Here is a 21,399-nt window from a genome sequence, read left to right as displayed (position 1 = left end):
GGACGTCTCGGCATAGCCGCGGCGCCAGAACAAATCCATGGCGCGGTCCACCGCCTGGTCGATGTCGAACTCCCTGGTACGAGCCATGGCGCCAGAGTAACGCCCTTTATGGAATAGTCAATCAATTATGGTCTTTGTCTCGCAAAGGTCCGTGGGCGCCCTGGTCAGGGGAGGGTTTCGGTCGGCCGGGGCGCCGCACGGCGAGGGTGTCGGCCAGGTGCCCAGGGAGCTCTCGAGGTAGTTGATCATGTACGTGGGCTGCTCCTCCCGGATCCAGTGCCCGGACCTGGGGAGGACGAGCCCGGTGACGTTCGTGCCGTAATTCCTGACCTGGTCGGGGACGAAGCTGCCGAGGCTGTACTGGGCGCCGCCGGCGAGGTCCACCTGGTCGGCGGAGGCCGCCGAGGACCCGTGGCCGGCCGGTCATCCGACTGCCCGTCAGGCAGCGCCCGTGCCCGACCGGTCATGCACGACGCCCCTGAGGGCAGGATCCACCGATCAGCCTTGTCGGTCCGGTCGTCGCGCTGCGAGGCTCGCTGAGCCCGCCCGAGAGGCAGCGAGTGGAGATGCCGATCGGGCGGCAGACCGAGCAGCTGATCGCGTGGATCAGTTACGTACCTGCAGCGCTCCGGGACTCTTTGCCCCCGCGGAGACTCGGAGTCTGCGGGCCGTCACACTCACGCCGCCTCGGCGGGACGAGAACCCCGTCGCCGTCCCGCTCGACGTCGTCGGGACGCGAGCAGGCCCGCCGCCGATGTGCACGGACCACTCCTCGCAGACCTCCCGCTCCTGCTTCGCCATGGGGGCAACGGCAGTGAGCGGGAGAAGGACCCGGCATCCTGGCCCTGGCATGCCGGGTTCTCTTCCTGCCGCCCCCGCGGCAGATGAAGGAAGGCCCGCTCCGCCGGTAGGTGCTCCCACCGGTGGAGCGGGCCTCCGTTCGTTGCGGCCGTGGGTGAACCCGTGGGGGATGCCGGTCCACCGCCGGAAGAACCACGGGATCCCTCCGGCAGCGACAGGCACGGAAACTCAGGCCGGAACCGTCAACTGAAGGTCCAGCACGGGGATGTCGACGTGGCCGTCACCGTCGGCGTACCAGCGCCAGTGGGCCTCCTGCGTCTCGCCGCAGACCAGTCCCGTCCAGCCCACGCTGCACAGAGCGGCCAGTTCGGCCGCCTCCCGCGGACCCGGCGTACCGGATACGACGACCAGCCCCCTGACCGGTCGGCGTGACGCGGCCGCGCGTACCGTGCCGTGCGACGGGAACGGCCTCGCCACCGTGGACGTGGCGGCCTGGGGCATCTGCCGGAGGTTCGGCGGCACGGCGAGCGGTGGTGCGTCGGCCGAGCCGCGCACCACGGTCACCGGCAGGTTCGGCCGGGTACGGGCGATCTCCGTCAGCAGGTTCTGCACCACGTCGCGGGCGACGGTCCTGTCACCGCCGACACTCAGGACCCCGTCCAGGCGGCTGAGATCCACGAAAACGGGCCGGTTCGCAGCGTCCGTGCCCGCCCGGACCAGACACGCGGTGGTGAGGACGGACTGTGAGGTCACGTCGGCGCCGCCGCCCGGAGCCCTGCGACCGGACGCGTCGGCGGGGCGCCGCCAACGGGTGCTGTCGACGTTCGCCCAGGGAGCGTCGGCGGTATCGGAGGCGGACAGCCACACCGTCACGCCGGCGTCGTCCACGCCGAGCGCGTGCACCGGCTTCTCGGGCTCCCGGTCCGTCTGCGTGAACTCGCCGAGGGCGTTGTAGGCCCGCTGGACCGAGTCGCCGTCCGCGTCGAAGCGGCGGCTCACCGCCTGTCGTTGCGCCAGCCGACGGCGACGGCGCACGGGCGCGCCCAGCGCGCGGACACCCCGCCCGACGGCGCCGGCCGCGGCACGCACCTTGCGACGGGCGACGATGCCCGCGGTGATCAGAGCGAGCAGGATCGCCCCGAGCAGCGCGAGCGCCGCGCCCAGGGGGACGGTGACCACCGTGGACTGCGCAGCGCCCGTCCCCGACGAGGACGTCCCCGCGGCTGGGGGAGCGGAGGCGCCGTTTCCGCCCCCGGTGTCCTTGGCCAGTTGGACGCCGGGACCGGACGCGTCCTGCGGAAGCCGCAAAATCCAGCCCGGATGCAACTGGTCGCCGGGGCTGCCGAGGGCGGACCCGTCCTTCTGCGCCTGACCTCGGTTGAGCTGGAAGATCTCGTCGGCCCGTGCCGCGTCGCCCAGCGTCGCCGCGGCGATCGACTGCAGTGTGGCGAACTGTCCGCCGGTCTGCGCGGGGTCCTGCACCACGAACACCCTGACCAGGTCGTCGGCGGGCGGTGCCGCCTCGGCCGGGCGGGCTGTGCCGAGCGCGACAAGGCATGCCGCCAGCAGAGCCGTCAGGACGTACCACGGCGTCTGCGGGATGCGGTGCGCCGCGGCAGTTCTCGGCCGGTGCTCGGGCACTCGGCCCGCGCCGTTGCTCATCGTGTCCACCCATGTCGTCCGACGTTGCTTGCACCGACTACACGGGGCCGCCGGGCAGAAACGTTCGACGCGGACGCGAAGTTCATTGAACCCTCCACGAGCCCGGTGCCGTGTACCTCGGGATCGCACGTCACACGCACGCACCGGACCGGGGGATCGCAATGGCACGTCGGCACTCGAGTCCCGAGGACTTCCAGCTCCTGGGCATGGACTCGGACCCGACGCCCGGCAACCCCGAGATCATCCAGGACATCGTCAAGCGCTACCGGGAGATCGGCGACGCTGCCGAGACGGCGCTCAACGTCCTGAAGAAGGGCGGGGCGATATCCAAGGGTTCCGGTGAGGCGATGGACAAGCTCAACGCGAAGATCGGTGACGATCTGCCGGACAAGCTGACCAAGACCATGACGTCGTACCACGACGCGGCACAGGCCTACAGCGAGTACATACCGCGGCTGCTGGAGGCGCAGGGCCGTTTCGACCAGGCCGTGGACCGGGCGCGGGCCGCCGCACCGCAGGCGAACCAGACTCCGAAGCAGCTGAGCGCGACCCCGACCGCCGACGAGCAGGCACAGGCGCGCGCCACTCAGGACGCCATCGACACGGGTCAGGCCGAGCTGAGCGCTGCCAGAAGTCTTGCGGAGCAGGCGAGGACACTGCGCGAGGGCGCGCAGCGGCGGTGCGCGGAGGTGCTCGACCGGGCGGCGCAGGAGGCGATCCCGGAGCGGAGCATCTTCCAGAAGATCGCCGACTTCTTCAAGGACTTCCCGTTCGTGCAGATCCTGCTGTCCCTGCTGATCGCGGTGGTTGCGGTGTTCTTCCCGGTGGTCGGCGCCCTGCTGGGCGGCCTGTTGTTCGTCTTCAACCAAGTCGTGGCCAGCCAGACGGGAGGGATCAAGGCAGGCGACTTCGTCATCGGCCTGCTGGGCATCGTCCCCGGCGGCTCGCTGCTCAAGCTGGGCGGCCGGGCGGCCGAGGCGATCAGCCCCGCCCTCGCGTCCGCGGTGAAGAATTCCGGCCTGATCAAGCAGGCCACGGGCAAGATCGCACAGATCGGCGAGTCCCTGACCAACACCAGGATCGTCGGTGGCTTCCTCAGTCATCCCGTGGGCAAGACCGCCACGGGTGTCGTGGGCAAGTTCCTCGGTGACTCCGCCAAGGAAGCGGCCGCCAAGGCCGCCAACCACGACAAGGTCACGGCAGCCGGCGTGTTCGCCGGTGCCGCGGCAGGCGCCGTGGCCGGAGCGGCGTTCAAGGGCGGGGTCGGCGCCATCGGCAAGGCGCGGGGCAACGTGCCGGTGCAGGAGGGCCAGGGCGGGCGGTTCGGGGACACCACCGAGCCCGCGATCGGCGATTCCCTCGGCAAGAGGGCATCGGATCAGCTGGGCAGCGCCGTGGAGGAAGGTGCGACGCTCGGAACCAAGATCGGAGTCGGCATCGCCCAGGGCGAGGACCCTCGCGACGTCGTCGCCAACGAGATCGCCAACTCGGCCCCGAAACTCGGCGTCGGCGCGGTGGGCAAGGCCGGCTTGGGCCGCGCCGTCGACGGTCTCACCGCCAAGATCCCCATCAAGGGCAGCCCCCGCCCCGACGCCGCGCCCCCTGCCGCATTCGGCCCGCCCGCACCGGCCCCGGCACCCGCACCGGCCCCGGCACCCGCACCGGCTCCGGCACCGGCTCCGGCACCCGCACCGGCTCCGGCACCGGCTCCGGCACCCGCACCCGCCCCGGCACCCGCACCCGCCCCGGCGACAGGCCCGGCGCCGGCTCCGGCCCCACCCTCGGCGCCGGCCCCGGCGACCGGTTCCGCAACCGCCCCGGCCCCGGCACCCGCGTCGGCCCCGGTCCCGGTGACCGGGCCACCGCCCGCACCGGAGACCGACGGCGCAGGCGGCTAGAGGCCTCGTACACCCAGTTCTCCATCCCTGAACGGATGGACGGCATCACCCACCAGCAAGGAGTACTTCCATGCCCAACTACAGCGTCAACTCCGACACCACGTCGTCGACCTCGCAGGCCCTGCTCAACGACTTCTCCCAGCTCCAGGACAAGCTCAACGAGGTCCGCGGCAAGATCTCCACCCTGCTCGCCGACGGCTACAGCACGCCGGCCGCGCAGCAGAAGTTCTCGCCGTTCTTCGACGAGTTCGCCAAGGGTTTCGAGCAGGTCAACCAGGGCCTCCAGGGCATCGGCCAGTACGTGAAGACCGTCGGCGAGGCCTTCGACCAGACCGACAGCCAGCTCGGCTCCGCCCTGTCCTGACCCACCGGCACCGGCTCGCCGCACGGCGATCGGCGCCGCACCCACCGCTACTCGAGAAGGACGATGAGCAGTGCGATTGACCGTCAGCGTTCGTGACCCGCGCGCCGAGGGGGTGTCCACCACCGTCGCCGTACAGACCGAACCGACCGCCACCGCGGACAGGTTCGCGGCCGAGCTGGCCCGTGCCGTCGGGTACGCGGGGGCCGACGGCCCCACGGCGCCGGAGCAGGCCCTGTACGTCGGCTCTAAGCTCGTCGACCCAGGGAGCACACTTCAGGCGGCGGGTGTACGGGACGGCATGGACCTGGGGCTCGGCGCTCCCGTGCCAGGGGAGCCCGAGCCCGAGGGCAGCACCGAGATCCGCGTCGTCTCCGGGCCGGGTGCGGGCACCACCTACCGCCTGGTCCCCGGCGACTACGACATCGGCGCCGCCCCCGGCTGCCGCGTCCGGCTGGCCGAGGGCGCGCCGCCTCGCGCCGCACAGGTGCGGGTGCGCCTCGACGGCAGCGCCCGGCTCCTGGCGGCGGAATCGGCCTCGCTCGACGGCAAGCCCGCGAGCGTGCCGTCCGCGTGGCGCGAGGGAAGCCAGCTGACGGTGGGCACCATCCAGCTGGAGCTGACCTCACGGCGCACGGCCAGCGCCCCGCTGGTCGCGGCGGAGGACGGACTCGGGCTGGAGTTCAACCGGCCGCCGCGTTTCCTGCCGCCCGCGGCGGGCGCGAAGTTCCGGCTGCCGACCCCTCCCGTCAAGCCGGACAAGCGGCCGATCCCCCTCCTGCCGATCCTGCTGCTGCCGGCCGGCAGCGCCGCGATCGCCATCCTGGTCACCCAACGGTGGTCCTTCGTCTTCATCGCCCTGCTCTCGCCGATCGCCGCCCTGGTCACCCAGTTCGGCGGCCGCAAGCAGGCGATGCTGAAGTACCTGGAGTCGAAGGAGGAGTACGACCGATCGGTGGCCGCGGTGCGCGCGGACATCGAAACCGCCGTCCTGGAGGAGCAGCACAACCTCCGTCTCTCCCTGCCCGATCCGGCGGCACTGCTGCAGATGGCGGTACAGCCGTCGGAACGGCTGTGGGAACGCCGGTGGCGGGACCCCGACTTCCTGACCGTGCGCACCGGCACCACCGATCTTCCGTCGTCGGTCAGCGTCGACGACCCCGAACAGAGCGAGCACCGGCGCAACACCGTGCCGTGGCTGAACCAGGTCCCCGTCGCCGTGCCGCTGCGCCGGGTCGGAGTCGCGGGCGTCGCCGGACCGGGGGCGACCCGGCTGGCGGGATGGCTGACCGCGCAGGCCGCAGCCCTGCACAGTCCCACCGACCTGCGCATCGTCGTCCTCGCCGGGCCGTCCGGCGAGCACGACTGGTCCTGGACGCGCTGGCTGCCACACGCCCAGGCGCAGGGCGAGGACGCCTACGCCCTGATCGGCAGCACCGCCGACTCGCTGGCCCGCCGCATCGGTGAACTCGGCCAGATCGTCGCCACCCGCGGCGCCGCCGGGCCGGAGATCACGCGGGGCGGCGTCAACGGCTACCCCGACATCCTCGTCGTCCTGGAGGAGGCCCGCCGGGCCCGTTCCCTGCCCGGTGTGATCGGCCTGCTGCGCGACGGTCCGGCCGTGGGCGTCCACACCATCTGCATCGACCGGGAGGAGCGGCTGCTGCCCGAGGAGTGCGGCGCCGTCGTCGTCACCGGCGCCGACGCCACCACGGCCAAAGTCCGCACCGGTTCCGCCGCCGCCCTGGAGAACGTGCGCAGCGACTTCCCCGAGGCGCACTGGCACGAGCAGTTCGCGCGGGCGCTGGCCCCGTTGCGGGGCGTGGGAGACAGCGACGAGAGCGCGCTGCCCGGCTCCGTACGCCTGCTGGACCTGCTGGCCATCGAACCGCCCACCGCGCAGGCCCTTGCGGCCGGATGGTCCCTGGGCGGCCGCTCCACCAGGGCGATACTTGGCGTCGGCTACGACGGCGAGTTCGCCGTCGACCTGGTGCGCGACGGCCCGCACGCGCTGATCGCCGGCACCACCGGTTCCGGCAAGTCCGAACTCCTCCAGACGCTCGTCGCCACGCTCGCGGTGGTCAACCGGCCCGACGAGATGACGTTCGTCCTCGTCGACTACAAGGGCGGCAGCGCGTTCGCCGAGTGCGCCGACCTGCCGCACACCGTCGGCCTGGTCACCGACCTCGACACCCGCCTCGTGGAGCGGGCACTGGTCTCCCTGGGCGCCGAACTGCGCCGCCGCGAGACCCAGTTGGCCCAGGCGGGAGCAAAGGACATCGAGGACTACCTCGACAAGCGCTCGCGCGGCGGCAACGTCCTTCCACCGCTGCCCCGACTGCTCCTCGTCATCGACGAGTTCGCCTCGATGGTGCGCGAACTGCCCGACTTCATCTCCGGGTTGGTCAACATCGCCCAGCGCGGCAGGTCCCTCGGCATCCACCTGGTGCTCGCCACCCAGCGGCCGGGCGGCGCGGTCACCCCGGACATCCGGGCCAACACCAACCTGCGTATCGCCCTGCGCACCACCGACACGAGCGAGAGCCGCGACATCATCGACGCTCCCGACTCCGGTGACATCTCCCCGGCCAACCCGGGTCGTGCCTACGCCCGGCTGGGCCCGTCGGCGCTGCTGCCCTTCCAGTCCGGACGCGTCGGCGGCCGCCGCCCCGGCGGCCTGCCCGCCACCGGGGCGCCGGTGGCCGTGGACGCCGTACCCGTGTCATGGCGGGACCTGGGCGGTCCGCTGCCCAGGGCGCGTTCGCGCGGCGGCGCCGCGGCCGCCCGGAGCGAGGCGGTCACCGACCTCGCGGTGCTCGCGGGCGCGGTCGCCGAGGCGGCCGGCCTCGCCGGTGTGCCGCGCCAGCCCAGCCCCTGGCTGCCGGCGCTGCCCGGCGTGCTGCCCTGGACGGTGCCGCCCGCGCCGAAGCCCGCCGCCGAACGCGAGGCGGCCCTGGCCCCCGTCGCGTACGGCATGGTCGACCTGCCCGCCCAGCAGACCCGCGCACCGCTCACGTTCGACCTCGATCGGGCGGGCCACCTGCACGTCATCGGCTCGCCCCGCAGCGGCCGCTCCCAGACGCTGCGCACCCTGGCCGCGGCGCTCGGCCAGGCCCACGGCGCGGACGACGTGCACCTGTACGGCATCGACTGCGGCAACGGCGCCCTCAACGTGCTGACGTCGCTGCCGCACTGCGGCGCGGTCGTCGACCGCACCCAGATCGAACGCCTCGGCCGCCTCCTGGACCGGCTCGGAGGCGAACTCACCCTCCGCCAGAGCGTCCTGGGCGCCCGCGGCACGGCCGATCTGACCGAACTGCGCCGCGGCCAGGCCGCCCACGAGCGGCTTCCGCACATCGTGCTGATGGTCGACCGGTTCGAGGTCTTCGAGCGCGAGTTCACGTCCTACGACAACGGCAGCTACCTGGAGCGCCTGCTGCGGCTGCTGCGCGACGGTGCGGGCGTGGGCATCCACGTCGTGCTCGCGGGCGACCGCGTGCTCGGCGGCAGCCGTTTCTCCGGTACCACCGAGGACAAGATCGTCCTCAGGCTCAACGACCGGCAGGACTACTCCAGCGTCGGCATCCCCACCAAGTCCGCGCCCACGGACCCGGAGCCCGGCCGCGGCATCCGCACCCAGGACCTCAGCGAGGCGCAGATCGCCGTCCTCGGCGAGGACCTGGCGGGCACCGCCCAGGCCCAGGTCCTCGCGGCCCTCGGCAAGGAACTGACCGAGCGGGAGAGCGCGGTGCCCGACGCCCGCCGCCCGATCAGGCTCGACGTGCTGCCCGAGCGGATCTCGTACGCCGACGCCCTCATCCTGCACCCGCAGGCCGGCCCCATGCGGCCGCTGGTCGCCGTCGGCGGAGACATCCTCGCCTCGCTCGGCCCCGACCTCACGGACGTCCCCACCTTCGTGATCGCCGGACCGCCGCGCACCGGCCGCAGCACCGCGCTGCTCGCCGCGTGCGAGTCGCTGCTCGCGGCCGGCACCGGACTCATCGTGCTGGCCCCGAGGCGTTCGCCCCTGCGCACCCTCCAGGGCCGGCCCGGAGTGGTGTCCCTGTTCACCGACGCCGACGTGCCGGTGGGGGACTTCCGGCAGGCACTGAACAACGTCTCGCAGGAGTACGGCGTCATCGTCGTCGACGACGCCGAACTGTTCACGGGAGCCGAGATCGACCCCGATCTCGCGCTGCTCGCCCGCGGCGGCGCCGGCACCGGCTGGGGCGTGCTCGTGGCGGGCAACGCCGAGTCGCTGTCGCTGTCCCTGGCCGGGTGGATGGGACAGGTCAAGCGCAACCGCAGCGGCATGCTCCTGTCCCCGCAGGGACTGAGCGACGGCGAGGTCATCGGCGTGAAACTGACCCGAGGTCTGGTCGGCCAGGCCCCGCAGCCGGGCCGCGGCCTGATCCACCTCGGCGACGGAACTCTCAGGAGCGTCCAGGTGCCGTACCTGGAAGCCGACATGTGAAGCCGGAGGGGCTCCCTCATGCCCCCCGTGGGGGAGCCCCTCCTCGTGTCCCCCTCACCTTCCCGGGGGACGGGGCTCCGGCCCCTGCTGCGGGGCGGCCGAACCCAGTCGGCCGCCCCGCGGTGACGTTCGCAGGCGGGCCAGGTGGGCCAGGCGGGTCACCGCGGCGGGCTGCGGTCAGGCACCGGAACCCACTTGCACGGGGACCTGCTCCCCTTCGGCGGTCAGGAAGCGGAACGTGCCGGTGATCGCGTCGAAGAGGTCGTACACCTCGTTCTTCAGCGGCAGGTTGGGGCTGGCGAGGGTGACCACGAGGAAGTCCTGCGTGGTGCCGGGCACCGGCATCATCGTGTGCATCGTCAGGAGCTTGACGTCGATGTCACCGGTCAGCCGGGTCACCTCGGTGCCGGTGACCCGTGCCGCGGGGCCGACATGGGGGACCTTCACCGAGGTGATGACACGGTCCTTGGGGGCCTCACCGGTGGCCGAGGAGATGCCCAGCTGCGCCGAGAGGACGGGCAGGGTCAGCTCGTGACCCGCGGGCGTGGTGACGGCGAAGACCATGCCGTAGGCCATGAACAGGCCCTCGGGATACATGGTCGCCGTGCCCGAGGCCAGCAGCGCCCCGTAGCGCCGGGCCGCCCGGGTCACCTCCCGGCCCTGCCGGAACATGTCGTTGATCTCGGCCTTCGCCCGAGGATCGTCGGTCGAGGCCAGCGCCTGCGCGCGGACCTGTGCCAACTCCTCACCGCTCAGATCGAACTGGTCCCACTGATCGGGGATGTCCAGCAGAAAACGCTGTGCCGTGCTCATCGTCCGTCCTTCACCGTGTCCATCGGGAGTCTCATGTGCCGGAGCCGCCGTCGAGATGAGCGGCCGCGTCCCGGTCGGTCTTCTCGAAGGCGTCCAGGATCTGGCCGATGGCGTCCCGGATGCCCTTCACCTGCTTCTGCAACTGGTGCTTGCCGTCCTCCCAGCGGTCCTCGAAGTTCTGCGCGGCGCCGCGGGACAGCTCGGGGCCGAAAGCCGCATCGAAGTCGAACGTGTGGTGTCCGATGTCGATGTTGTTGTTCACGAAGTCCAGCCTCTCCTGGGCCTCTTTGAGCTCGTCCCCGGGGATGTTCACGTTCGACGACACTGCGGGCTCCCGATCCTTCGCGTGAGGGCTGCTCTGTACGAGAAGCACGACGCGGGGGCGGCGGAACGTTCACCGCGGAGCACCCTTCGCGGTGACCGGGGCACGGCGCTGAACCTTTTCCGGGGCCTGTGTCGTGTTGCCTGCATGACCTCGTTCTTCAGCGGCCTGCTGTCCCACGGCACCGCGGCCCGCCGGGCCTCCGCCGCCACCGCTCTCGCCGTCTGCGGGCTGGTGAGCCTGACCGCGTGTGGCAAGGTGATCCAGATCGGTGACACCTCGGCCCCGTCCACCCCCGCCCCGGCTCCGGCCACCTCGTCCGCGGCGCCCGCGCAGGGCGGCGCGGGCAACTCGGCGCTCCAGGTGGTCGACTCCACAGCCAAGGACGCCGGCCTCAACGGGACCGGCGGCACGGTGATCGGCGTGGCGGTCCAGGAGACGCCGCCCAAGTGGGTCCAGTTGTCCGCGGTGACCTCGCCCGACCTGGCCGCCCCCCACTTGATCAACATCAACCAGGCGGCGCTCTATCGCTTTGACGGCGACAGCGTTGGTTCGGGCGAGTCGAACTGCAACGACGCCTGCGCCACGAAGTGGCCCCCGGTCATCATCAAGGACGGCGGCAACGTCTATCTGGCGGGCGTGAACCCGAAGGACGTCGGAGCCATCCGCCGGGCCGACGGCAAGGTCCAGGTCACCGTGGGCGGCTGGCCCGTCTACCGCTTCTCCGGCGACTCCCGGGCCGGCGACCTGAACGGCCAGGGCCTCGACGGCAAGTGGTTCGCGGTCGGCCCCGAGGGGCAGAAGGCGGTGCGCTGACCCAGGTCGGCCCGGGGCTGTGGTTCCTTTCCGTCGCATCGCGGTGCGACGGTGAGCCATGTTCGCGGTACGTCGGCCGAGCGGTTCTCTCACCAATTTTGATGTCCCGTGAGATGTCTCGCCCCAGGAAAAGCCTGCCGCGTTGCTCACCAGGCACCGTTGAAACAGGCCTACCACGACGGCCCGACGCCGTAACCCTTCGGTCCTTGGCGCTGCCTGTGTGTCACCTCTTGCTGCCCAAACGAACCTGATCGGCCTTGTCGCTTCATTTGTCCGTGCTGACAGCTGATAGAAACCCGATGCTGTCTGCGGCTGCGTCAGAGCCACCGGGCCTCGAATTCGGCTTCACGCCGTTCCCCGGCAAGCAGCAAACGGAACATGAAAAGAAGAAGGCAACTCAAGTGAGCAAGCGCAGCAAGTGGATGGCTTTGCCTGCCCTCGTGGGGCTGACATCCGCCTTGTTGACCGGCTGCGGATCAGGGATCGGTCCATCCGACGGGGCCCACATGGTCGTGGGTATGTCCGACGGCATTCTGGCGACCGACCCGGCCTCCGGTTACGGTCCGGGTTCATGGCTGCTCTTCAACAACGTATTCCAGTCGCTGCTCAGCTTCCCCAACGGGAAGACGGAACCGGAACCCGACGCGGCCGACAAGTGTTCCTTCACTGACAAGAACAGCCAGGTCTTTCGCTGCACCCTCAAGGACGGCCTGTATTTCAGCAACGCCGATCCGCTGACCGCGCAGGATGTGAAGTTCTCCTTCGACCGGCTGCGCAAGATCGACGACTCGGCGGGATCGGCTGTGATGTTCCAGTCGCTCCAGCGGGTCGAAGTACCGGATGACAAGACGGTGATCTTCCGGCTCGGCATGCCTGACGCCACCTTCCCCAGCAAGATCGCCTCAGGTGCCGGGTCCATCGTCGACTGGCACGCGTACCCGTCGAACGCGCTGCGGCAGGACCACTCCGTGATCGGTTCGGGGCCGTACACCCTGGACTCGTTCGACCAGGACCAGGCGACCTTCTCGGTCAACAGCAGGTACACGGGAACGGCGGACCTGAAGAACTCCGGTATCACGGTGAAGTTCTTTCACGGCAAGCGCACGGTGCTGAAGGACGCCCTGGTCGACGGTGACGTCGACATCGCCTATCGCGGCCTCGGCGCGCAGGACATCGCCGAGCTCTCGCAGGGCAAGCGAGACGACATCGAGGTTGTCGCGGGCGACAGCGCAGAGGTTCAGCATCTCGTTTTCAACATGGACGACCCGGTGGTGGGTCGACTCGGTGTCCGTCAGGCGATGGCCTACCTGATCGACCGGAACGCACTCGTCGACCGTGTGTACAAGCGCACGGCCAGCCCGCTGTACTCGATCATCCCGGCCCGCATCACCGGCCACAACACCGCTTTCTTCGACCACTACGGTGAAGAACCCTCCCGTTCGAAGGCGGCCGCGGCCCTGCGAGCGGACGGCATCACCGAGAAGGTGAAGCTGACGCTGTGGTCGACGCCGACCCGTTACGGTCCGGCGACGGACGGCGAACTCAAGGAGATCGCGGCCCAGCTGAACGCCAGCGGCCTCTTCGACGCTCGGATGCATTCCGTCTCGTTCAGCCAGTACGAAAAGGACATCGCCGCCGGGAGGTACGGCGTCTACGTCATGGGATGGCTTCCGGACTATCCGGACCGCGACAACTTCACGACGCCGTTCTTCGGAACGGGCAACGTGCTGGACAACCACTTCGAGAGCCCGACCATCACCCAGAGACTCCTTCCGCGTACGGCGTCCGAGGAAGACCGTCCCGCCACGGCGGCCGATTTCGAGCAGATCCAGGACATCGTGGCGGCCCGAGTGTCGATGCTGCCGTTGTGGCAGGCGAAGCAGTACGCGGTCATCCGCAGCAACGTGAGCGGCTATGTGTACTGTCTCGATGCTTCGACCGTCTTCCGGTTCTGGGAACTCTTCAAATTCTGATCGGACATGAGGCTGACATGGGCGGCGAGCGCGTGGACGGCACCGCGATGCTGACAGTGACGCGCACCGGTGAGCATGTACACCTGGTGCATTCAGGGAGCCGGCCGCCGGACCGGCTCAGGCGGCTTGCAGGTCTGCTGACCCCGGTCCGGCCGGGCGAAGCGGTCGTCGCGGTGGGCGCGCCGCTTCCCGACGGCGACGCCGAGCAGTTGTGTCGCCTCCTGGCGCCGGCTCTGGAATCGAGCCTGGAGGCACACGTACGGCTGCTCGTGCTGCTGATGGCTGAGGGAGCGAGCGGCCGCGCAAGCGGGTTCTCCGTCGCGGAGCTGATCAGTGAACAGTGGCGACTCGACGTTCTGGCAACAGCAGGCAGCGCCCTCGTGACCGAGGACGGATCCCTCTTCTCCCCAGACCTGCCCGGCGCCTCGGGGGGCTGGTGGCACTTCTCGTCAGGCGCCTCACCTCGGAGCGTGGGCAGTCACCTGCCCGTGCCGGGCTGGAGGTCCGCTGTCCGGCGGGTGGGCCGGCAGAACGTCGGCGGGTACGTCGTCGAGCCAGTTCCTGCCGGCCTGGCCATTCGGCGATCGGGCCCGGCATCGGTTGCCGCCCACACGCGACCGCTTGCCCTGCCTCCCGAGCGTGAAAGGCCCCAACTGGTACTCATGTCGTCCGACGTGCCCGCCGCAGCCCTGGCCGTGGTGATGGCCGCCCTGCCGGACCATGTCCGCAACCTGATGCGGCTGGTGTCCCTGGACGGGCGTCCGCTTCTGCGTACCGGCCAGGAACTGGCCGACCTGCTGGGCAGCGACGTCCGCCTGGCGGTAGGGGCACCCCCGGCCGACGGCGGCAGTTGCTGGGAGGTGGTGTCGTCGACGGATGTCGCGGCGGAACTCGGCATGACGGACGCCGAGGGCGAATTCTGGCGTCCGTTCGCGCGCACTGTTGTCTGCTCACCGGCCGGTGCGGGAGGCGAACGCGTCGTGCGTGTAACGGAGTGCCGGATGCCGCCGGTCCTGGGGGGTACGACGGACCGGACGGCGCCGGGACACACTCCCATCGGTAGGGTGGTCGTGACCGCGGCGGGCCTGTGGATCGGTCCGGGCGGCACTTCGCCGCCGTACGCCGCCACCGTCCGGCCGCCCTGCCGCGACACGCTCGCTGTCGAACTCGGCTCCCCGGGCCGTGTGTTCGACGAAGACCTGTGGAAGGGCCTGGCGGTGTTGTTGGAACGGTTGGAGTCCGACCTGCGCCGGCGGGTCGTGGTCCACACGCACGGCGACCTCGCCGCGAAGGACCGCGCACGGCTGGATGAGCTGTGCGCGCGGCACAGGATCGGGTCCGGCCGTGGTCACGACGGTGAACACGCACATCAGGGCGTGCTCACCGGGCCCGACGGCCGCATGGGCTCGGGGTCGGTGCCCCGTGGATGACACGCGTCCGCTGCATGCGTGGCGCGCGTGTCGAGCTGTCCGGGCGTGACGGCAGGCCGGTGCCCGGACGCGGCTGCCCGGGAGCGGGCCTCGCAAATGGACCTCGCAGCACGCCAGACAGCTTCGAAATCCTGGGCGGTGAGAGGCTGCGAGGCACGCGCGTCGTCTGGCTCGAGGAGGACCTCGGTCAGGCTGCCGAATGTCGCCTCGTACGCGTCAAGTCGCCCATCCCGCCGGGCGGCTCGCCATTCCGACGAGGAGGCCGCCGTCACGGGCTTCTCCAGAGGCCCACGGAGTTCGATGTGGCGCGCGAGTCCGCCCCGGCTGTCGATCTCGAAATACAACCATGCGTCAGCCGCAGGCCGGTGCCTGCGGAACCAGTGCGTCATGGAGACATTGTCACCGACAGAAACGGGAGTGATCCAGGGCCGCCCGGAATGGGCAGCGGGCAATGATTGATCATTTGGCATTCGAACCAGGCCGTACGATGTCCGGATCTGCTCAAACGTACTTTTGGGTAACCCCATTGTTTGGTCGATCGCGCAACGAAGGCGCCTCAAAGGGCAACTCTCATTATGGGGAGTCACCTTGTGCGTGGCAGCGGCCAAAAGCGGCTGTATGGTCCCTCGGAACGAGCAAGGATTGTCGCGTGGAACGACGGTGGGCATGTACGGGAATGCGCCTGATGCGGTAGTGCAACTGCGCGTCGAAACGCACGAGTTCACACACGGCTATCGCGTCGCGACAGATACCGAGGCGACCTCGGGGGACATCGGATTCTGGTGGGCGCACCGCACTGCGGATCGTGGAAGCAGACCAGTGACTCCCTACGTGCCGTGGTAGCTCTTTCGGGCACATCCGGCGGAGACATCCGTGCTCGTCACGGCGGCGGTGCGAGCGTGCCTGCGGGCACGCGGCCGCTCCCGTGTCCCGAGGGCGGCAAGGGCGCCTCCCCGGACAGCGAATTCCTGGCCGTCGGAACACACTCGGCCACCATGGGGCCCACCACCCGGAACTGACATGACGGAGCCGACCCTGCAAGTCGGCGGAACGGACACACACAACGAACAGCCGCAACGGCATCCGGCGCGGGAGCCGTTGCACGACCACTGACATGTGCGCCCGACACCGGCCCTCGGACTTCATCCGGCCGGCGGTTCCACGGTGAGGCACTTCTCCCGGAACCACCCCCCACATCATCGCGATCGTGCATCGAGACCACGTCGCGCCGATCCTGGAGGACCTGCGTTGACTCACAAGGAGAAATCCCCCACCCCGATATCGATCGTCGTCCGGGCGGCCGATCCGGTGTCCTTGCAGGGAGCCGAAGTACTCCTGCGCAGGTCGGACGGGACGGCCCTGCTGCCCGCCGACCAGGTGGGGCGCGCCGATGTCGTCCTCGTCCTGGCCAACGAGGTGACGGAGGAGACCATGTCCTGGATGGAGGAGGCGTCGGCCGTCTCGTCCAACCCGGAGATGCGGATCGTGCTGGTCGCCGACCGCATCAGCAGACCGCGGCTGGCCCGGGCGGTGCGGCACGGCCTGGTCAGTGTGCTGCCCCGGGCGCACACCGGCTTCCCGGAGATCGTGCAGGCCGTGCTCAGCAGCCGGGCAGGCAGCGCCCAGATGCCGGGAGAACTGCTGAGATCGCTGATCGAGGAATTGCGCACGCTGCTGCGCGATCCGACGGGGTCGATCCTCCCCGGTGGGTTCGAAGGCCGTGAAGTCGAGGTTCTCCGTCTGCTCGCGGAGGGCCTGGACACCACGGAGATCGCCGCCAAGCTCAACTACTCCGAACGCACCATCAAGAACATCATCTTCGCGGTGACCAGGCGCCTGAACCTGCGGAACCGGACCCACGCGGTGGCGTACGCGATGCGCATAGGCGCGCTGTGATGTGTCGTTCCCCAGGGGTGGGACCATCGGCAAGTGCCGCTCCGGCGGGCCTCATTCGCCTCCGGTTCACCGGTGACGAAGCGGAGACCCCTTCTCCTCGTCGCAGTGGGCTGATACCGATGTCGCTTGAGCCGGGGCGTCGTGCACGTCCTGGACCGGTGTGATGTACGGGTTGAACGCCACGGTGAGGACAACCAGAACCAGTACGGTGGCCAGCGGGACGGTGAGAGCGGCTCCGCCCGGACCTCCGCCCTGACCGCTCCCTGCACCGGGGCCAACGGTCACGGCCGTTAGATCGGTGTACTGGGCGGAGCAGAGCACGGACCCGATCAGTAGGGAGGCGCCCGCGGCCTTTGCCTTGGCACCGAGTGGCACCGTCAGCCACCGTGCGGCTGTCGTACCGACCGCGGACAGCAGAGCCGAAACCAGTGCGGCACCGGCCGACGAGTGGACCCCGGCATGAGGGTTCACGGCGGCCATGCCCGGCGCGTGAGCGCCGACGACGTCACCCGCCATGACAGCGCCGGCAGCGACCGGTCCCCGCAGGGTGTGCTGCACGTCCGCCAGGCGCAGACCGAGTGCCGCCGAGCCGACGCAGACCGGACCTGGGATCACCGTCAGCGGCCCGTCGTGGCCGATCGGCGTCCCCTCGGCGTCGAAGCCGATCCACGCGATCAGGTGCATCCCCTGCTTTCACGAGCTGCCCAGGCCGCACTCATTCTGACCGGAAGGACCTTGCTGAGAGAACGGCGGCAAGGTCAACAACGATGCCCTTTGGGGATATCCGGAAAGCTGATCTCGGAAGATTGCGCCGTTGCCCAGGACGGACCACGTCGCCCCGGAACGCGATGACGGCGGCGGCACGCGCACACGTCTTCGGCGCCTTCCGCGTCGCCCATGCCTCCCCCGAGGTCGCACTGCTCGGCGCCGGAGCCGAAGCGTCGCCGAACGCGGCGCGCCGGTGTCTCCTCCTTGGCGATCGAGGGCGCGATGATGCAGACTGGCGCGGGAGTGGAATATTTGCACGGATTGTGAACATTGCCCGAATCGACGGAAAGTGATGGCGGCGTCTCCGAATGACAGAAGCGCCCCCTCCCCAGCAGCCGTCTGTCCCCACCGGCCAATCGGCTGCGGCCCTCCTGGACGGCGCGGGTAACGTCATCGGCTGGTCAGAGGCGGCCGAGTCGCTGCTCGGCCACCGGGCGAGCGACATCCTGGGCCACTCCGCCGACGCGGTACTCACCCCGGCGGGCGGCGCTCCGCCCCGTCCCGGTAGCGGCGAGTGGAGTGGGATCGCACGGCTTCGGCACGCTTCCGGCCACGATCTTGAGCTGGGCGTCCGCATGTGCGCGATGCCGGACCCCTCAGGCCGCGCGCAATGGCTGATGACGGCATCCGTCCCCGACCCCGGTGACGGTGCGCTCCGGAGCGTGAACCGCTCCCTGCTGGACGGCCTGCTCTCACACTCACCCATCGGTATGGCCGTGATGGACACGAGCCTGAGATACGTGTGGATCAACGAGGCCCTGGTGCGCACCTCCGGCGCGCCCGACCGGATCGGACGCACCGTCAGCGCCGTGTTTCCCGCCGGGCAAGTGGCCGCCGGCGAGGCGAAGATGCGACGGGTCCTGGAGACGGGCGAGCCGCTGATCGACTTCGAGTACCGCGGCCCCATCTTGTCGGACCCCACCGGCGAGCACATGTACTCCGCCTCCTTCTTCCGCATGGAGGACCGGCTGGGCGAACCCATCGGGCTGTGCTACCTCGTGATCGACGTCACCGAGCGCTGGAAGAGGCGCAGGCGAGAGCTGATGCTGAGCCGGGCTCGCGCCTGCGGCAAACAGCTCGATCTCATGCAGACCGCCCAGGAGCTGTCGGAGATCTGCGTACCGGACTTCGCAGATCTGGTGACCATCGACCTCCTGGACTCCGTCGTCCGGGGCACGGAAACTGCTGCCTGCGCCGAGGGCGCCCTCTTCCTCCAGCACGCCGGGCACAAGGCCGGCAGCGGAGTCCGAGCGACCGCCCTCGGCGGAATCGGCAGCCCTGTCGTCTACCGGTCCTCGCCCGGCGTCGCACAGAGCCTCGCCACCGGCGCGGGCATCCTGGAATCACCCCTGGACGCCATGTCGAGCCAGTGGGCGCAAGGCGCCCCCGGGCGCTCGAAGTTGATCCACGGCCACGGCTTCCACTCATCCATCACGGTCCCGCTCTCCTCCGGCGGCACGGCACTGGGCCTGGCCACGTTCATGAGAGCCGCCGACGGCCAGCCCTTCAGCGACGAGGACCTCCAAGTCGCCGAGGAGTTCGCCGTCCACGCGAGCTCCGCGCTGGCCGCCGCCCACCGCTTCACGCAGGAGCGCCGGATCTCCCTGTCGTTGCAACGGAGCCTGCTGCCCGGACGACTCGGCCCGGATGAGGCCGTCGACGTCGCCTGGCGCTACTTCCCCGCCTCCCAGGAAGCGGGCGTCGGCGGCGACTGGGTCGACGTGATCCCGCTGTCCGGGGCGCGCGTCGCCCTGGTCGTCGGCGATGTGGTGGGACACGGCGTCAGCGCGGCCGCCGCCATGGGCCGCCTGCGCGCCGCCGTCCACACACTCGCCGCCATGGACCTTCCTCCGGACGAACTCCTCGCCCATCTGGACGACTTCGTCACGAGCCTGTACCAGGAACAGCCGGCCCGCAAGGACTGCACCGAAGGCGACGTGAGCCTCCCCGGCACCATCGGCGCGACCTGCCTGTACGCCGTCTACGACCCCGTCGCCCGCACCTGCACGATCGCCCGCGCGGGCCACCCCGCACCGGTGATCATGCAGCCCGACGGCACCACCGCCACGCCCGATCTCCCCATGAGTTCTCCGCTGGGCGTCGGAGACACCCCCTTCGAGGCCGCCGAGATCCCCTGCCCCGACGGCAGCCTCCTGGCCTTCTTCACCGACGGACTCGTCGACAACCGCGACCAGGAGATGGACGAGGGGGTCGCCCGGCTGCGCTCGGTCCTGCGCGACACGGACACCTCCCTGGAGGAACTGTGCGACGCGACGGTCGACGCCCTGCTCTCCCGCCCCCTCGAGGACGACGCCGCCCTTCTGCTCGTCAAGCCCACGTCATTCCCGTCCGCAGACGTCGCCACCTGGGACATCCCGGACGACCCGGCGGCCGTGCGTCAGGCCCGCGCACTCGCCAACCGCCAGCTGGAGGGATGGGGTCTGCACGAGCTGCAGTTCACCACGGAACTCATCGTCAGCGAGCTCGTCACCAACGCCATCCGCTACGGCTCCCCACCGATCCGGCTGCGCCTGATCCGCCACAGCGCTCTCACCTGCGAAGTGATCGACGCCAACAGCACCTCCCCGCGGCTGCGCCATGCCAGGACCACCGACGAGGGCGGACGCGGCCTCTTCCTCGTCGCCCAGGCGTCCCAGCGCTGGGGCTACCGGTACACCGGCTCGGGAAAGTCGATCTGGTCGGAGCAGGACCTTTCCTGAGTCCGGCTTCGGGCCGGGGTAGGACCTTCCCTGAGCCCGGCTTCGGATCGGCGCCGGGCGCTCCCGCGCGCGGCGGGCCCGGCTCAGGCGACCGCCGCCAGGGTGTCGGCGAGCCGGCGCCGCGCCGCACGCGCTGCGGGGAGCGCTGCGAGAGCGACCGCGCCCAGCACGGTGGCGGCCCCGAGGGCCAGCAGCAGTGCCCCCGGAGGGCTCTGCGCGATGCCCGCCCCGATTCCGCTCGACACGCCCTGCCGGTCGATCAGCCAGAGCGCGAGCGGCACCCCGACGGCGGCCGCGGCGAGGAACGCCGCCAGCGCCGTACAGCCCGTGGCCGTCATCGTGACCGCGGTGATCTGCCGCGGCGACAGGCCGATGGCCTTCAGCGCCAACAGGTCGCGCTCGCTCTCGCGGACCGAGCCGCCGATCGCCGTGAGCAGCTCCACCAGACCGATCAGGGCCAGGACGAGAACGAGGCCGGCCACGACCCCGCGCAGCGGCGACAGCTCGTCGGCCGGGTTGGCCGCCGCGTGCACGTCCAGCTCGTCGTGGGCCGCGACGGTCAGGCGCCGGGCGACGGTGTGCGGGTCCGCGCCGGGCCGCAGGCGCAGCTGGTAGAGCGCCGGGGTGATACGCGGGTCGTTCTCGCGCAGGGTGTCGAGCGAGGTGGAGATGACACGGCCGGCGTTCTCGGGTTCGATGCTGCGGCCCACGATGTGCAGGATCTGCGGCTGGTCGCCGACGGTCATGCGGACCCAGTCGCCGACCCGCACGTTCAGCAGGTCGAGCAGGCCCTGACCGGCCACGGCCTCGTCACCGGCACGGGGGGAGCGGCCCTCGGCGACGGTGTAGGGGTAGGGGGAACGGGCGGTGCCGAGGCCGCGCAGCGCGATGGTGGCGGTCTGCCCCGGCACCAGCGCGGCCACCTCGACGCCCGGGTAGACGGCGGCGACCTGCGGATCGCGGCGCAGCAGGCCGCGTACGTCCGCATCGCCGAGTCCCTGGCGGGTGTGGACGGTCAGAGCGGCCGGGACACCGATCCTCTGCGGCTCGCTGTGGAAGCGGTCGAGGGTGGTCCACGCGCTCAGGGCCACGACGATCAGCAGCAGGGGCAGCGCGAGGCGCGCCACCGTGGTCAAGGACCGTACGGGACGCGCGACGGCCGCATGCCAGCCCAGCACCAGGCCGGCCGGCACACCGACGTCGATGGCGCGCCGCATCACCGCGGACAGCGGTCCCCTGGACGGGGCATGAGCGGTCAGCGGCCGCAGGGCCCGGCGTACGGCGGAGCGCGCGCCCCGGCGTGCAACCGGGTGTGCTGCCTGCGCGGGTTGCGAGCGTGCCGTCGGCGCGGGCCGGGTGCCCGGCACGGGCGGCACCCCGCCCGCCCCGCACGCCGGCAGTCCCGACGTCGCCGCCATGATCAGCACGGCCCCCGCCCGGTTGGGGAACAGCGCCACCGTGTGGC

At 70.7% G+C, this 21,399-nt stretch carries 14 protein-coding genes; 8 read left to right on the top strand and 6 right to left on the bottom strand.

The genetic code is table 11. The features are described 5' to 3' along the window. Positions 1–117: 117 nt before the first annotated feature. The gene (locus ABT085_RS24890) at positions 118–384 is read right to left on the bottom strand and encodes a hypothetical protein (protein ID WP_351611950.1); all 267 of its coding nucleotides are present in this window, start codon (positions 382–384) and stop codon (positions 118–120) included. 645 nt (positions 385–1,029) lie between these two features. Further along, positions 1,030–2,463 carry a LysM peptidoglycan-binding domain-containing protein gene (locus tag ABT085_RS24885; protein WP_351611947.1) on the bottom strand — a complete coding sequence of 478 codons (1,434 nt, stop codon included), beginning with the start codon at positions 2,461–2,463 and terminating at the stop codon, positions 1,030–1,032. A 161-nt stretch (positions 2,464–2,624) separates the two neighbouring features. On the opposite strand from ABT085_RS24885, the gene ABT085_RS24880 reads away from it, so the two are divergent. The 3 genes from ABT085_RS24880 to ABT085_RS24870 all read left to right on the top strand — a co-directional run bounded on the left by ABT085_RS24880 (position 2,625) and on the right by ABT085_RS24870 (position 9,196). After that, the gene (locus ABT085_RS24880) at positions 2,625–4,361 is read left to right on the top strand and encodes a putative T7SS-secreted protein (protein WP_351611945.1); all 1,737 of its coding nucleotides are present in this window, start codon (positions 2,625–2,627) and stop codon (positions 4,359–4,361) included. 70 nt (positions 4,362–4,431) lie between these two features. Continuing rightward, positions 4,432–4,725: a WXG100 family type VII secretion target gene (locus ABT085_RS24875; protein ID WP_162469326.1), complete on the top strand. Its 294-nt coding sequence runs from the start codon at positions 4,432–4,434 to the stop codon at positions 4,723–4,725. A gap of 76 nt (positions 4,726–4,801) precedes the next feature. Next, positions 4,802–9,196, top strand: a complete 4,395-nt coding sequence (locus ABT085_RS24870) for an FtsK/SpoIIIE domain-containing protein (RefSeq protein ID WP_351611942.1) — start codon at positions 4,802–4,804, stop codon at positions 9,194–9,196. A 177-nt stretch (positions 9,197–9,373) separates the two neighbouring features. Here ABT085_RS24870 and ABT085_RS24865 read toward each other — a convergent pair whose 3' ends face one another. Next, positions 9,374–10,009, bottom strand: a complete 636-nt coding sequence (locus tag ABT085_RS24865) for a hypothetical protein (RefSeq protein WP_351611939.1) — start codon at positions 10,007–10,009, stop codon at positions 9,374–9,376. A 31-nt stretch (positions 10,010–10,040) separates the two neighbouring features. Further along, positions 10,041–10,334 (bottom strand): hypothetical protein, encoded by a 294-nt coding sequence (locus ABT085_RS24860; protein WP_351611936.1) that lies wholly within the window; start codon positions 10,332–10,334, stop codon positions 10,041–10,043. Between the two features lie 144 nt (positions 10,335–10,478). On the opposite strand from ABT085_RS24860, the gene ABT085_RS24855 reads away from it, so the two are divergent. The 4 genes from ABT085_RS24855 (at position 10,479) to ABT085_RS24840 (ending at position 16,446) form a co-directional block, all read left to right on the top strand. After that, positions 10,479–11,147 carry a COG4315 family predicted lipoprotein gene (locus tag ABT085_RS24855; protein WP_351611933.1) on the top strand — a complete coding sequence of 223 codons (669 nt, stop codon included), beginning with the start codon at positions 10,479–10,481 and terminating at the stop codon, positions 11,145–11,147. Between the two features lie 401 nt (positions 11,148–11,548). After that, positions 11,549–13,120: an ABC transporter substrate-binding protein gene (locus tag ABT085_RS24850; RefSeq protein ID WP_351611953.1), complete on the top strand. Its 1,572-nt coding sequence runs from the start codon at positions 11,549–11,551 to the stop codon at positions 13,118–13,120. After that, positions 13,015–14,550 (top strand): hypothetical protein, encoded by a 1,536-nt coding sequence (locus ABT085_RS24845; RefSeq protein ID WP_351611930.1) that lies wholly within the window; start codon positions 13,015–13,017, stop codon positions 14,548–14,550. The genes ABT085_RS24850 and ABT085_RS24845 overlap by 106 nt, the downstream gene beginning before the upstream one ends. Positions 14,551–15,798: 1,248 nt before the next feature. Continuing rightward, positions 15,799–16,446 (top strand): response regulator transcription factor, encoded by a 648-nt coding sequence (locus ABT085_RS24840; RefSeq protein WP_351611928.1) that lies wholly within the window; start codon positions 15,799–15,801, stop codon positions 16,444–16,446. Positions 16,447–16,512: 66 nt separating this feature from the next. On the opposite strand, the gene ABT085_RS24835 is transcribed toward ABT085_RS24840, so the two are convergent. Beyond that, entirely contained in the window at positions 16,513–17,130 is a 618-nt protein-coding gene (locus ABT085_RS24835) for an MHYT domain-containing protein (RefSeq protein ID WP_351611925.1), read from the bottom strand. Positions 17,131–17,522: 392 nt separating this feature from the next. Between ABT085_RS24835 and ABT085_RS24830 the strand changes: the two genes are divergently transcribed. Next, a complete protein-coding gene (locus ABT085_RS24830) occupies positions 17,523–19,934 on the top strand; it encodes a SpoIIE family protein phosphatase (RefSeq protein WP_351611922.1) in 2,412 nt (803 codons plus the stop codon). Positions 19,935–20,017: 83 nt separating this feature from the next. On the opposite strand, the gene ABT085_RS24825 is transcribed toward ABT085_RS24830, so the two are convergent. Continuing rightward, the coding region (locus tag ABT085_RS24825) for an FtsX-like permease family protein (protein WP_351611919.1) at positions 20,018–21,399 on the bottom strand (1,382 nt) is incomplete at its 5' end.

Source organism: Streptomyces sp. NPDC002265 (genome assembly GCF_040296125.1).
GTDB lineage: Bacteria > Actinomycetota > Actinomycetes > Streptomycetales > Streptomycetaceae > Streptomyces.
The sequence above is the reverse complement of the archived record's forward strand: the minus strand, read 5'-3'. Positions and strand labels throughout refer to the sequence as shown.